The organism is Mycobacteriales bacterium, from assembly GCA_030697205.1.
Classification (GTDB): domain Bacteria; phylum Actinomycetota; class Actinomycetes; order Mycobacteriales; family SCTD01; genus JAUYQP01.
This window is the reverse complement of record JAUYQP010000034.1, coordinates 59,984-72,267: the sequence shown is the minus strand read 5'-3', so window position 1 is coordinate 72,267 and position 12,284 is coordinate 59,984. Positions and strand designations below refer to the sequence as shown.

Annotated in this window: 15 protein-coding genes; 5 read left to right on the top strand and 10 right to left on the bottom strand. The window is 71.3% G+C overall.

What is annotated here, in order from left to right; translation table 11 throughout:
* The first annotated feature begins 65 nt into the window (after window positions 1-65).
* On the top strand, window positions 66-1,235 hold the full coding sequence (locus Q8R60_11040; protein MDP3713002.1) for a hypothetical protein: 1,170 nt from the start codon (window positions 66-68) through the stop codon (window positions 1,233-1,235).
* Here Q8R60_11040 and Q8R60_11035 read toward each other — a convergent pair.
* Entirely contained in the window at window positions 1,206-2,267 is a 1,062-nt protein-coding gene (locus Q8R60_11035; protein ID MDP3713001.1) for a glycosyltransferase, read from the bottom strand. The two genes, Q8R60_11040 and Q8R60_11035, sit on opposite strands and share 30 nt — an antisense overlap.
* A gap of 40 nt (window positions 2,268-2,307) precedes the next feature.
* On the opposite strand from Q8R60_11035, the gene Q8R60_11030 reads away from it, so the two are divergent.
* Window positions 2,308-3,231 carry a glycosyltransferase family 2 protein gene (locus tag Q8R60_11030; protein ID MDP3713000.1) on the top strand — a complete coding sequence of 308 codons (924 nt, stop codon included), beginning with the start codon at window positions 2,308-2,310 and terminating at the stop codon, window positions 3,229-3,231.
* Here Q8R60_11030 and Q8R60_11025 read toward each other — a convergent pair.
* From Q8R60_11025 to Q8R60_11005, 5 genes are all read right to left on the bottom strand, one after another.
* Entirely contained in the window at window positions 3,200-3,955 is a 756-nt protein-coding gene (locus tag Q8R60_11025; protein ID MDP3712999.1) for a glycosyltransferase, read from the bottom strand. The two genes, Q8R60_11030 and Q8R60_11025, sit on opposite strands and share 32 nt — an antisense overlap.
* Before the next feature lie 191 nt (window positions 3,956-4,146).
* Window positions 4,147-4,869: an SDR family oxidoreductase gene (locus tag Q8R60_11020; GenBank protein MDP3712998.1), complete on the bottom strand. Its 723-nt coding sequence runs from the start codon at window positions 4,867-4,869 to the stop codon at window positions 4,147-4,149.
* On the bottom strand, window positions 4,866-5,825 hold the full coding sequence (locus Q8R60_11015) for a phosphoglycerate dehydrogenase (GenBank protein MDP3712997.1): 960 nt from the start codon (window positions 5,823-5,825) through the stop codon (window positions 4,866-4,868). Before Q8R60_11015 ends, Q8R60_11020 begins: the two co-directional genes overlap by 4 nt.
* Window positions 5,818-6,492: an acylneuraminate cytidylyltransferase family protein gene (locus Q8R60_11010; protein ID MDP3712996.1), complete on the bottom strand. Its 675-nt coding sequence runs from the start codon at window positions 6,490-6,492 to the stop codon at window positions 5,818-5,820. Before Q8R60_11010 ends, Q8R60_11015 begins: the two co-directional genes overlap by 8 nt.
* The gene (locus Q8R60_11005) at window positions 6,489-7,436 is read right to left on the bottom strand and encodes a glycosyltransferase (protein MDP3712995.1); all 948 of its coding nucleotides are present in this window, start codon (window positions 7,434-7,436) and stop codon (window positions 6,489-6,491) included. Before Q8R60_11005 ends, Q8R60_11010 begins: the two co-directional genes overlap by 4 nt.
* A gap of 546 nt (window positions 7,437-7,982) precedes the next feature.
* On the opposite strand from Q8R60_11005, the gene Q8R60_11000 reads away from it, so the two are divergent.
* Complete coding sequence (locus Q8R60_11000; GenBank protein MDP3712994.1) at window positions 7,983-8,186, top strand: hypothetical protein; 204 nt, start codon at window positions 7,983-7,985, stop codon at window positions 8,184-8,186.
* Here the strand turns inward: Q8R60_11000 and Q8R60_10995 are convergent.
* Genes Q8R60_10995 through Q8R60_10980 form a run of 4 tightly spaced genes read right to left on the bottom strand, consistent with a single transcriptional unit; the run spans window position 8,171 to window position 9,790 of the window.
* Window positions 8,171-8,608, bottom strand: a complete 438-nt coding sequence (locus Q8R60_10995; protein MDP3712993.1) for a type II toxin-antitoxin system VapC family toxin — start codon at window positions 8,606-8,608, stop codon at window positions 8,171-8,173. The genes Q8R60_11000 and Q8R60_10995 overlap by 16 nt on opposite strands.
* Window positions 8,592-8,825: an AbrB/MazE/SpoVT family DNA-binding domain-containing protein gene (locus tag Q8R60_10990; protein MDP3712992.1), complete on the bottom strand. Its 234-nt coding sequence runs from the start codon at window positions 8,823-8,825 to the stop codon at window positions 8,592-8,594. The genes Q8R60_10995 and Q8R60_10990 overlap by 17 nt, the downstream gene beginning before the upstream one ends.
* 15 nt (window positions 8,826-8,840) lie before the next feature.
* Entirely contained in the window at window positions 8,841-9,371 is a 531-nt protein-coding gene (locus tag Q8R60_10985; protein MDP3712991.1) for a hypothetical protein, read from the bottom strand.
* Window positions 9,368-9,790, bottom strand: coding sequence for a hypothetical protein (locus tag Q8R60_10980; protein MDP3712990.1), 423 nt, complete (start codon window positions 9,788-9,790; stop codon window positions 9,368-9,370). The genes Q8R60_10985 and Q8R60_10980 overlap by 4 nt, the downstream gene beginning before the upstream one ends.
* 436 nt (window positions 9,791-10,226) lie before the next feature.
* Here Q8R60_10980 and Q8R60_10975 point away from each other — a divergent pair, with 436 nt between their 5' ends.
* Window positions 10,227-11,315, top strand: coding sequence for a hypothetical protein (locus tag Q8R60_10975; GenBank protein ID MDP3712989.1), 1,089 nt, complete (start codon window positions 10,227-10,229; stop codon window positions 11,313-11,315).
* Between the two features lie 335 nt (window positions 11,316-11,650).
* A complete protein-coding gene (locus tag Q8R60_10970) occupies window positions 11,651-12,259 on the top strand; it encodes a hypothetical protein (protein MDP3712988.1) in 609 nt (202 codons plus the stop codon).
* Window positions 12,260-12,284: the final 25 nt, after the last annotated feature.

Genomic DNA, 12,284 nt, shown 5'->3' with positions numbered 1-12,284 from the left:
CACTCTAGGCTGGGGACGTGACTTCGACGGGTAATCGCGCGGCCTACGGACCGCGTTCCAAGGCGGTGTTCTACTCACGGTGGGCCTTCAGCAAGGCACTCAGGACCGCTGCTCGAACACCTGATCGCGACCAGGCGGCAACCCTCGTCTACTGGCCGCCGCCGACAGACGCTCGTGCCGCAGCCGACGTCGTCGGCCGGATCTGCTTCTACCTCCGGGGCAGCGATGTGCCGGTCGTGGTGCCCGGCGTCTCCGAGGTCGACCCGGCAGCGGCTCCCTACCTCGACGCGACTCTCGTGGGCCCAGGGCCCTGGCAGTCGCAGGGCGCCGCGGGGTCCCCGTTGCACCTGCTGCACGACGTGCGGCCGCGGACCCTGCCGGCCGTGGCGAGGGTGCTGCGGAGCAGCCTTGTCGTCGATCCGTCGCTGTCCTACACGTCGGAGTTCGTGCCCTACCGCCTGCTGCGGGCGGTCTTCTGCGCGCCGTTTGTCCAGGGCCCGCTGCGTGACGAGATGCTCTCCGGTCACCGCCCCGGCGCGAAGGCCTTCGTGATGGGGACCGGTCCGTCTGCGGCCCTCGTGGACCCCGACGCGGTCGACGCGGACGTCCGGATTCTCTGCAACTCTGCCGTGCGCAACAAGGAACTGATCTCACGCCTGCAGCCGACCCACGTCGTCTTCGGTGACCCGATCTTCCACTTCGGTCCGAGCCGCTACGCGGCCGCCTTCCGAGCGGACCTCCGGGAGGCCCTCGCGCTGGCGCCGTTCACGGTGGTGGTACCAGAGCACTCGGCTTCTCTCATCCTCGAGCACGTACCCGAGCTGTCCGGCCGGCTGGTGGGACTGGCGACTGCCGGAGACTGGAACATCCCCTCGCGGGAGGAGCCTCGGGTCAGGGACAGCGGGAACATCCTCACCCAGTTCCTGCTGCCGATCGCCTTCGCACTGGCCGACTCCGTGGACGTCGCCGGCTGCGACGGACGGCAGCCGACCGAGAACTACTTCTGGAAGCACAACCCCGGTACGCAGTACGACCAGCAGCTCATGAACGACGTCTTCGAGGCCCATCCCGCCTTCTTCCGGTACCGCAGCTACGCCGACTACTACGACCGCCACCTGACGCAGCTCGAGCAGCTCATCCGGATCGGTGAGGAGCAGGGCAAGTCCGTGCGCGGCACTACGCCGTCGTGGATGCCACCGCTGGCCTCACGTGGGGCCCCTGTCCCCGAGCAGTAGGCCGAGGATCTGATTGGCCACGACGTCCCAGTCGAGGTCCCGGACCGAGGGGTGCGAGGAGCGGTTCCGACCCTCGCCCGCGAGGCGGGCCGCGGTCGCCGCGAAGCGCGATGGCTCCACGGTAACCACGGCAGGATGGTCGATGCCCGGAGTAGCCACCACGGGAAGGCCAGCCGCCAAGTACTCGAGGACCTTCATCGGGTCCATGCTCGCCGTGAAGCTCGAGGCTCGGTGCGGCACCAGCCCGACAGCGGCCCGCTGCAGCAGCCCTGGAACCAGTCCGGTGGCGACGGGGCCGAGCCAGGTCGCCCCGGTCGCGAGTAGCCCGGCCTCGTGCGTGCGCCGGGCCGGGCCGGCGACGACCACCGGGAGGTACTGGGCCACCTCCGCCAGCAGGGTGAGGTCCACCCGGTCCTCGATGACTCCCACGTAGACCGCAAACGGACCATCCGGCAGGCCTGCAGGGGCGGGTCGGTCTCCGTCGTAGGCCGAGAGGTCAACGCCGTTGCGCACCACGACAGGCTCGACCCGGTAGTCGGCCCGCAGCCGGCGCGCCAGCTCGTCGGACACCGCTGTCACCACGTCCACCCGGGGCAGCGATCGGTAGCCGGCTTCGACCCTGGCGCGCAGATGGGCGAAGGCCGGGTGCTCGCGCCAGTCATCGACGGCATCGAAGCCGCATCGTCCGGCCAGGTGGGGCAGTAGCGGGGCCCACAGGGGTGTCGCGGCGACGTGCACGGCGTCCTGAGGCAGCAGCGGTCGCAGAGCGTCGGCGGTGCGTCCCCACTGCGCGACCGGCAGGACCGGCACGGTGACGTCGAGGAGTCGCGTACCGGGCAGCCACGACTCACGTTCCCGCACCCGCGGACCCAGCACGCGACGAGAGAAGCGCGGGAAGTCCACGACCGTGACCGGACCCCGATCCGCCCAGCGGGTGACGAGTGCTCGCCACCGGGTGCCGTGCCCCTCGAGCTGCGCCCATCTGGTGCCCAGGAGCGCGACGACGGGAACCCCCTGAAGCCCTTCCGTCATCCTGCCTCCTCATCCGTCGCCCGACTGGCATCATGCCCGCATGCACGCGCTCGCGCCGGTGGGCGTCGTCGTCGTCGCCTATCGCTCCGCTGAGTACCTCCCGGCCTGTCTGGCACCACTGCCGCGCGACGAGCTGGCGGGCGTCGTCGTGGTCGACAACGGCTCCCCGGATCGCAGCGCAGCCGTGGCCCGCCTGCTCGGCGCGGAGGTCCTGGAGCAGGGCAACGTCGGCTTCGGCGCGGGCTGCAACACCGGCTGGCGCCACCTCGCTGGCCGGTGCGAGTGGGTCCTGCTGCTCAACCCCGACGCCGTGATCGACGCCAAGGCGCTGCGGGCCCTTCTCGCCTACGCCTCGGCACGGCCTCGGCTCGGCCTGGTTGCGCCACGGTTGACCGCCAACGCGCGGCCCTCGTGGTCATCGGGTCGGTTGCCGACGCTCGCCACCGAGCTGCGCCCCCTCTTGCCTGCTCCGGTGGGCCGGCTGCTGCCCGCGCGGCGCACGCCCGTGGACGAGGTCCGCGACGGGCCGGTCGGCTACGTCGAGGGCGCGGTGATGCTCGCGCGAGTAGCCGCGCTGGACGCGGTGGGCGGCTTCGACGAGACGTACTTCCTCGCCTATGAGGAGATCGACCTCGCGCACCGGATGGCGCTGGCCGGATGGACTGTGGAGCTGTGTGCGACAGCAGTCGCCGAGCACGTCGGTGGGGCCTCGCGCGCCCAGGACGACTTCGCCGGCGTCGACCACCCGACCCGCAGCCTGCTCCACTACCTCGCCACCTGGCGGGGTCCCAGAGCCGCCCGGGTCTGGGTATTGGCGGCGCGACTGAGCTGGCGGTTGCGCGCCCGGACAGGTCGGATGGCGGACGGCGAGCTGCGGCTACGGCTGCAGGGTCTGGCGACTCCGCTGGTTCCAGGCGAGGGCGGCAGTCGGTTCAGAGCGCGAGGGCGGCGCGCACCGCGCTGAGGTCGCGCTCGAAGTCGTCCGCGCGCACCGCACGCAGCGCAACCATCTGCTCGGTCAGCTCGTCGGCCCGCTCCAGTGCCGTGGTCACCGCCGCGGTGAGATCGGCCGCACTGTGCTCGGCGAAGATCGTCCCACCCGCGAACCAGGTGCGCAGCGCGGTAGTTGCGCTTGCGACGAGCGGCTTGCCCGCGGCCAAGGCCTCGTAGCCCGCGCGCTGCATGGTGTGCTCCCGCGTCGTCAGGGCGAGCACCACCGAGCACCTTGCCAGGTGGCTGGCGTAGTCCTCGTCAGGGAGCCAACCCGTCAAGGTCACGTTAGGTGGCCAGTCCAGCTGCGCGCCGGCGCCGCGCGGCGTCCCCGTCAACACGAACGGCGTTCGCGGTATCGACCTCGCAGCCTCGGCCACGGCCGCCAGCGGCTCGTCGGGTGCCCAGGCGCAGGGGAACAGCACGGAGCCGTCCGGGTCCTCGGCAGGCGCAGCTCGTGCCGGCGGGTCGTGGAGAACGAGCACGGATGTCCCCGCTCGCTCCACATGACCGGCAAGTGGCGCGTTGGTGACGATGACGGCGTCGGAGTGCCGGGCGAGAAGCGGGAGCACGCGGTTGGGTCGGTTTCCGTAGTGCATCCGCAGGACCGCACCGGTGTGCGCGTCGATGGCGAGGCGACGCCCGGGCAGTCGCCGATACAGGACCGCGAGCGCGACGAGAGGTATTGGGGGGGCCATCACGACGAGGCACCTGGGCCGCAGTCTCATCAGCAGCGCGATGGTCCGACTCAGCTGTACGGTCCAGCGCCACAACGCGGTCGCTGGCGTGCGGCGCGCGTCGGAGGTGATGAAGACAGGGGTGGCCCCGAGCCGCTCTGCCAGGTCTGAGCTGCGCCCGTGGTGCACCCATGAGACGAACACCACGTCGCTCACTCCGAGGCCAGCCTCGCCGTCACGCCGCCATCCACGACGAACGACTGCCCTGTGATGAACCCGCTGCGCTCGTCGTCGAGCAGGAAAGCCACCGTGTGGGCGATCTCCCGCGGTCCTGCGATGCGTGCGAGAGGTGTGCGTGACTCCAGCGCGGCGAGTGCTTGCTGTGGTGTGCGTGTGCTGTCGCGGTCCCAGCCAGCTCGCAGCATGGGGGTGTCCGTTGCGCCGGGGAGCACCGCATTGACACGGGTGCGGGGCCCGAGCTCTACCGCCGCTGCGCGCGAGTAGGACACCAGTGCCGCCTTGCTGGTTGCGTAGCTGGCCATCTGGTCCGTTGTCGCGAGTGCGTGCACGGAAGCGACGTTCACCACCGCTTCGAGTGTGTTTGCCAGCCGAGCCGTCAGCTGGTGCGGAGCGACCACGTTGACCTGGAGGACCGACGAGAGCTCGCTCGCCGTCAGGTCGCGTAGCGGCCGCAAGATCTGCTCGGCCGCGTTGTTGACGAGACCGGCGGGCGCCTCCTCGGCCAGCAGCTCCACCGCCCGGGTGACGTCCGCCGGGTCGGTCAGGTCGACGTCGATCCGACGGTGTGTCCCGGCGAGCGCCGGCACCCCAGAGCGGTCAAGGCCCACGACCCGCCAGCCCTGCTCGCGCAGGAGCATCACGACGGCTGATCCGATGCCGCCCTCACACCCGGTGACGACGGCGGTCCGGGTCACGCGGCGGGCCCGGTCCGCTCGGCCCGGAGGCCCGCGAGCAGGTTGTCGACCGCGCGGGCACTGACTCGGGCCACTCCTTCCGCGGTGTTGCTGCCGTTGTGGGAGCCCAAGATGACCCTGGGCAGGTCGCGCAGCGGGCTGTCGGAGGGGAGCGGCTCGGTCTCGAAGACGTCAAGGGCGGCACCGCCGACCTGCCCGGAACGCAGGGCCTCGACCAGGGCAAGCTCGTCTATCAGCGGCCCACGACCCGTGTTGATGATGCGGGCACCCCGTTTCATGCGAGACAGCGAGTGCGCGTCAAGCAGATGGCGGGTGGCGGCGGTCAGCGGGCAGTTGAGGCTGAGGAAGTCGACCTCGGGCAGGACCTCGTCCAGTTCGCGCACGATGACCCCTGCGGCCGCAGCGCGCTCGCGCATCGCAGGGTCGGCATCGACGCCGAGCACCCGCATGTCCATGGCGAGGGCCCTCTTGCACAGCGCGAAGCCGATACCGCCGAGCCCGACCACGCCGAGCGCCTTTCCGCCGAGCGACGTTCCTTCGACCTTCGGCCAGCTGCCGCCCCGGATGCCAGCGTCGAGCACGTGCAGTTGTCGCGCGAGCATGACGAGGTAGCCGACGCAGACATCGGCGACCTCGCCGTCGAAGGTGCCCGGGGTGTTGGTGACGAGGATGCCGAGACGGTCAGCGGCGTCGCGGTCGATGCCGTCGACGCCGACCCCCCACTTGGACAGGATCCTCAGTCGACCCGCGGCCTTTTCCAAGACAGCCGCCGTGAACTGGTCGTCGCCTGCGATGACGCCGTCGTAGCGGTCGATCACGTCCAGCAGCTCGGCTTCCGACAGCGCTTGGACCACCTCGGGCAGGTCGACGAGGACGCCCTGCGACTGGAAGCGGTGCGCGAACTGGGGAAAGCTCACGCCCATCTGCGGGCAGGTGATGAGGACCCGGTCAGCCACGCTCCGCCGCCCTCTGCGCCATCAGCGCCTCCACGACGTCCCAGTCGATCTGCTCATCGATGTCCCATGCCTCTGCACGGTCGATGGGGAAGAGCATCGGCCGCTCGCCGATCCTATTGCCGCGGAGCTCCAAGACATCCCGGGGGAAGAGGTAGATGTTGCTGTTCTCCTCGTAGACCGCCGGGAGGTCTTGCGTGCGCAGGAGCACCGCCGGATCGTGGTTGACGGCCGTGCCGTCGGCCCACCAGAGCCGGGTCTGGAGCGATGTCACTCCGAAGAGGCTGTCGTGCTCCGGAGCCGCCATCAGCGCCTCGACCGCCCGCCGCACGGTCGTGGGTTGCAAGAGGGGGTTGGTGCTGTGGGTCTGCAGGTAGAGGTCGGCCTCGGCAAGCGTGACGTCGTGCAACAGGATCGCGTTCATCGGCACCTCACCGCCGAGCAGGTGCTCAGGCCGAGGGACGACCCGAACCTGCGGGAAGTTGCGGGCGGCGTCCTCTGCGATGAGCTCGCTGTCGGTGTCGATGAGCACTTCGTCAACGACTCCGGAGTCGAGCAGGGCCTGTACGACATGGTGGTACAGCGGCCGCCCCTGGAGGATCCGGTAGTTCTTCCCTGGCACGCGCTCGCTCGAGTGCCGCATGGGGACCAGGCCGACGATGTGCGTCACGCGCCCTCCTCGGGGGTCGCTCCGTAGTCGATGACACGGTCGGTTCCCAGATCGCGCGCGCCGGGGCGGACAGCGGCTGGATAGTAGAAGCGCCGCTTGAGGTCCGCCCGGACCGGACCGGCCTGCTGGAAGCCCTGATATGTGCCCAGGAACTGCGCGGTCCGGAAGGACAAGATGTCGCCAGCCTCCCGGAGTCGCCGCTCCCGAGTCGCGTGGGCTAGGTCGCTGCCGGCGTTGAGGAGCGCCAGCCAGGCCGCCTCCCCGGCAGGCATCTCCTGGTCCTCGTAGATCGCCTTGTGCGCGATCGCCTCGCGCCGGTAGCGGTTGGCGACCTGCAAGAAGGTCTCCCGGTGCGCGTGGACGACAGGTGCGCTGGCGATGTAGGCCACCTTGTGACCGTGCTCGATCGCGTTCTTCGCCCAGGCGAGGTCCTCCAGGCCGGTCAACTCCTCGTCGTAGGGCCAGCTCTCCCACAGCGAACGGCGCACCGCGGCGTTGGCGTTGTTGCAGAAGGGGTGGCGCTGCGCCGGGTCGCTGCGCGGCGGGAACCAGCGGTCGAGGATGCGGTGCTCGCTGAAGCGGGTCTGCTCGTTGCCGATCTGGCGGCCGTACGACAGGGCTACGGCCGGGTCGACGAAGGGAGCCACCATGTCCTGCAGCCAGGAGGTGTGCACCGGGTAGACGTGAGCTGACACGAAGAGCAGCACGTCGCCAGTGGCAGCCCGGCAGCCGACGTTGAGAGCCCTCCCGAACGAGAACGACTCAGGGGCGATGTGGTGGACCTCGGCGTCGAACCGCCGAGCGATGTCGAGGGTGGCGTCGGTGGAGCCCGAGTCCACGACGACCACCTGGTCCGGGGGTACGGCCTGCCGGGAAAGGCCGGTCAGCAGCCGGCCGATGTGCTCCTCCTCGTTGAGGCACCGGATGACCACGGTGGTGGTCAATCCTGCCTTCTGAGGGCGCGCTTCCGCCACCACGTGCCCTTACCTCCGTCTGCTTCGCGCCAGTGAGTCGGGTGGCGCAGACCCTAGCCGAGCAGACGCTGCAGGATGCCTGCGTCGCGGAGCTGTCGACCGACGTCTCGCTTCCGGTGCCGGTGACGTGGTCGAACTCCATGAGGACACTCGGTGCTGCTTCGTACGGCAGCCGACCATGTGGCAGGCGGCCCTGGCGTCAGCCATCTGGCGTGCGGAGCGGGCATGGTGTGGACATGGCGAACCCCCGGGCGCTTCCTCACCTGGTGGTGAGGGCCGGTCGGACTGGGCCGGCGCCCGGGGGTCTGGTGCCTGTCGTTGGAGTCGCCGTGACGCCCGTAGAAGGCGCGCGGTGATCCAGCAAGCTGTCCTTGCTACGGCGTCCTAGCGGACAGCCACCTCACGAGTCCCAGAAGTACTGATTCTGGACCACCTCCTCTCCCGTGTGAGACCACGGTACGACGCGATCCCGGGTCTGTCATCGGAAAATCCGCGGGTCGCTCACGCCGGCGTGTCATGCGCCGATGGGACCGCGAAGGCGGACAGTGGTCCGCTGACCTGGAGGTCGCCATGGTGCTGTCGGTGCTCCCGTGGGTGCTCTCGCTCTGGCTCGTGCTCTCCGTCGTGGCGCTGCTGCTGACCGCGGCGATCTGCCGCAGCGGGCACCTCGAGGACGAGCACTGGGAAGCGCTGGACCGAGCCGGTCAGCCGTCGAGGTAGCGCACCTCTGCGCCCACGGCGTCATAGGTCGCGAGCGCACGCGCGTCGCGGCTGACAAGCGTGAGGCCGTGCTCCACGGCCGCGGCTGCGACGAGGGCGTCGTAGACCGAACCGCCCGAGACCCGCAGTCGGCTGAAGGAGTCGAGGAGGGCTGTCGAGCGCTCGGAGCTGAGGTGGCGGGTCTCGGGGAAGCCGCGCGCTAGCAAAGCAGCGGCCACGGCGGGGCTGACCCGCTGGTCGCCGGGCAGCCGTGTCAGGACCGAGAACGTCTCGAAAGCGGCGTGGCCGGCGAGCCCCAGGACGCGGCTGTGCAGAGCCTCCACGACGGCGACGTGGCTCTCGTGATCCTCAACGAGCCACGGGACGGCGACGCTGGTGTCCAGTAGCAGCAGCGGCAGCGGCAGCTCAGCGACGGTCGGCATCGCGCAGAGCCCGCACGTCGTCGTCGGACAACGGCACCCCGGTCTTGCTCACGACGAGGCGGCCACCGATCTCGTGCACGCGGTCAGCGGCGACGGGCGCGAGCCGCAGCGCTGCGCCGTCGAGTTCGATCTCGACCTCGCCCGGGACGAGCCCTATGCGGTCACGTAGCTCCTTGGGCACGACGAGCCGTCCGGCCCTGTCGATGGTAGTTCTCATACCATGAGGCTACCATCAAGATGGGAATGCTACTGGGGTGCTGTCGGAAGGGAAGTCGGCCAGCCGCTCGGGCAGCGGGTCGGCCGTCAGGCAGGCGACGGTCAGCAGCAGGGCGGCCAGCGCGGCGGCCCCGACCGCGGAGCGGTCGCGTCGTACCGAGGCCAGGAGCCAGGCCGCGCAGCCGAGCGTGAGGAAGGCCCACGTGACCAGCACCGGGCTGAGGCCGCGGTGGATCGAGATGTGGCCGGCGAAGACGTCCATGAGCGGGTCGTGCGGCATCCGCAGGTAGCGGAAGGCGAGGTCGGGCGCGATGCTCAGCAGCTGGCCGGCGAGCGCGGCGCCGAGCGGGTTGACCCACCGGCGGGTCGTCACCATGACCGTGGCACCGACTGCCAGACCGAGCCCCCAGCCGACCTGCTGGTGGAGCAGGTAGTGCCACCACGTGCCACGGGAGTGGTAGGCGGTGGCAATGCCGTACTGCAGTGCCACGATGCCTGCCACGATCCCTGCGACGGCGGCCCAGCGGGCGGCGCTCCGGGGACTCATCCGTGGTCGTCCAGGTGCTCGAGCAAGATCTCCTGCTCCTCGGCGTGCTCGGCCCAGCCGGGGTCGTAGGTGCGGTAGCGGACCGTGCCACTGCCGTCGAGCAGGACGTAGCCGGGCTGGCACGTCGTGGCAGCGCGTGGCAGGGCGAGGACACGGGCGAGGTCCTGGCGCAGGACCACGGGGTACGACGACAGGCGCGCTGTCCGCGCGGGGCATCCCCTGCCGGGGACGACCACCATCGTGGGGCGGCCGTCGACGGCGTCGAGGCCGTCGACCCGCTCGGACAAGGTGAAGACGTCGAGCTGCAGCAGGCCGTCGTCCGGGGCGCTCGCGTGACCGGTCGCGAACCACGCCGTCACGAGGGCAGAGGCCGCGAACCACCCGCTGATGACCCAGAGGCGCGCGTTCCCATGGGCCACATGGAGGAATGTACGGGTGAGTGCAGCGTCACCCGGTCGGTACTTCGGAACGGGGGCGGCAGTGGTCGATCCCTGTAGGGCCTTCCCCCGAGGCCCTGTAGACGAAGGACGTTGCTGTGATGGACCTGCTGGAGAGCGGCATCCCCCTGTCGCTGCTGCTGGACCTGGCCTTCGGGCCGCACTCCGAGGAGCTCCTGCGCGCCGAAGCCGCCGACACCGCCCCCGACGCCGCGTAGCCCTCCGACCGCGCCGCCCGCACGGCGCCCCGCTCCGCCCCGCCCGCCACCCCCCAACCTTCCGCTTGTGCGCCGGTGTCGGCGCTACGGGACCCTGTAGCGCCGACACCCACGCACAAGCGGGGGTAGTGGGCAGGGGCTGGAGCGAGGGGTGTGGACAACCGCGGACGGTCGTCTGCGGAGCGCGGGACAGTGCGCGGATGGACGACGCGCCGTGCCCGCCTGAGGGGACGCCTGACGCACCGCTCCCGGCGGCCGGGCGGCGACCCTCGGTGCGGCCGGACGTCCCCACGGGGGCCTTCACGCGCCGCGCCGCCCTCGCGGCCGGCTGGACGACCGGGCAGCTCGACACGGAGCTCCGAGCGGGGCGGCTGCTGACCGTACGACGGGGCGTGTACCGCTCGGCCAGCGCACCGCTGCCGCCGATCATCCCGCCACCGACCGGTCCGCTGATCGTTACGCCGGACGGCCCGCGCCCCCTGCTGGCGGAAGGCCGCGAGCCGGACCGCTACGCGCAGCGGCGCGCCGAGCTCTGGGCCGCGGCACGGGCGGCGGCGGCGGCCACGGGAGACGAGGTGGCGGTGACGCACGAGGCGGCTGCGGCGTACCACGGTCTGTGGCTCGTCCGCCCGTGGACGGGACCGCCGACCGTGAGCCGGGTGCGCGTGAAGGGCGAGGGTCGTCCCGGCGGGACCGCGCCCGCGCCGCTGGTGTCGGAGCTGCCGAGGTCGCACCTGATCGAGGTCGACGGCGTGCTGGTCTCGATGCTCGAGCGGACCGCGGTGGACCTCGCGCGCCGGGGTGACCCGCTGCTCGCCGTGGTCGCGATGGACTCGGCGCTGCGGCTCGGCGCGACTCGGGAGAGCCTCCGGCGGGTGGTCGAGGAGTGCCGCGGCTGGCCGGGCGTGCGGCTCGCGCGGGAGATGGTCGAGTTCGCCGACGACCGGTCGGAGTCGGGGCTCGAGTCGATGGCGCGGTGGCGGTTCCACGAGTTCGGATGGGAGCCGCCGGAGCCGCAGGCATGGCTGCGCGGCCTGGTCGACCACTCCGACGTGCGGGTCGACCACGCGTGGCTGCGGCGACGGGTCGTGGGCGAGGCGGACGGAATGCTGAAGTACGACGAGGACCGCTTCGCGCTGCGCAAGGAGAAGCGGCGGGAGGACGCGATCCGGGAGGACGGGTTCGAGGTGTTCCGCTACACCTACGACGAGACCGTCTACCGGCCGGAGGACCTGCGACGCAAGGGCGAGCGCGTCTTCGAGCGCGCCGCCCGCAACCGCGCCTCCTGACGTCCGCGCCTCGGGACGTCCGCGCCCCCGGGCGTCCGCGCCGGCTCCGTTGCGGCTTGTGCGCCGCTGTCGGCGCAAGCGCCCTCCGTAGCGCCGACACTCGCGCACAAGCGGGACTGCTCCGCGGGCGGCTGCGGCCTTTGCGCCGCTGTCGGCGCACCAGCGCCTCGTAGCGCCGACACCTGCGCACAGGCGGGAAGGAGGGCGCGGGGAAGCGGAGCGGCGGGCGGGCGCGTAACCCCACAGCCGGGTCGGGCGATGACGGGACCAGTACGGCGCGCGGCCACCTGGTCGGCGCCGGCCCACCGTCCCTCACCCCGACCCCGGAGGTCGCCGTGCTCCCCCTCGTCGAGATCCTCATCACCAAGCTCGCCACCGGCGGCCTGCTCGTCAAGACCACCGTCGCCGGCGTCGCGACCGTGACGACCCTCGGCGCGGGTGCGGCCGCGGGCGTGGTGCCGGTGGACAACCCGTTCAGCGGGCCGCAGACGGTCACGGTCAGCACGGTCGACGACAGCGACGACGACGCGGACGACGCTGCCGAGGACGCCCGCGAGGCTGCCGAGAAGGCCGCCGAGGCCGAGGCGAAGGCTGCCGCGAAGGCTGCTGAGGACGCCGCCAAGGCAGCGGCGAAGGCTGCCGAGGCCGAGCAGAAGGCCGCTGAGAAGGCCGCGAAGGACGCCGCCAAGGCCGCCGCGAAGGCTGCCGAGGAGGCCGAGGACGACGCCCGCGAGGACGACGACGACAGCGACGACCGTGACGACGACTCCCGCGAGGACGACGACGACTCGGACGACCGTGACGACGACTCCCGCGACAGCGACGACGACAGCGACGACAGCGACGACGACGAGGACGACGCTGACGAGGACGCTGACGAGGACGACGACAGCGACGACGACAGCGACGCTGACGAGGACGACGACGACAGCGACGAGGACTGACCCGCGTACGACGCCCGCGCCCGCC

What these genes read in the sequence shown, in the direction of transcription:
- Q8R60_11035 (MDP3713001.1), bottom strand. Translation starts at nt 2,267, where the DNA reads ATGACGGAAGGGCTTCAGGGGGTTCCCGTCGTCGCGCTCCTGGGCACC.
- Q8R60_11030 (MDP3713000.1), top strand. Translation starts at nt 2,308, where the DNA reads ATGCACGCGCTCGCGCCGGTGGGCGTCGTCGTCGTCGCCTATCGCTCC.
- Q8R60_11025 (MDP3712999.1), bottom strand. Translation starts at nt 3,955, where the DNA reads ATGGCCCCCCCAATACCTCTCGTCGCGCTCGCGGTCCTGTATCGGCGA.
- Q8R60_11000 (MDP3712994.1), top strand. Translation starts at nt 7,983, where the DNA reads ATGCGCCGATGGGACCGCGAAGGCGGACAGTGGTCCGCTGACCTGGAG.
- Q8R60_10995 (MDP3712993.1), bottom strand. Translation starts at nt 8,608, where the DNA reads ATGCCGACCGTCGCTGAGCTGCCGCTGCCGCTGCTGCTACTGGACACC.
- Q8R60_10990 (MDP3712992.1), bottom strand. Translation starts at nt 8,825, where the DNA reads ATGAGAACTACCATCGACAGGGCCGGACGGCTCGTCGTGCCCAAGGAG.
- Q8R60_10985 (MDP3712991.1), bottom strand. Translation starts at nt 9,371, where the DNA reads ATGAGTCCCCGGAGCGCCGCCCGCTGGGCCGCCGTCGCAGGGATCGTG.
- Q8R60_10975 (MDP3712989.1), top strand. Translation starts at nt 10,227, where the DNA reads ATGGACGACGCGCCGTGCCCGCCTGAGGGGACGCCTGACGCACCGCTC.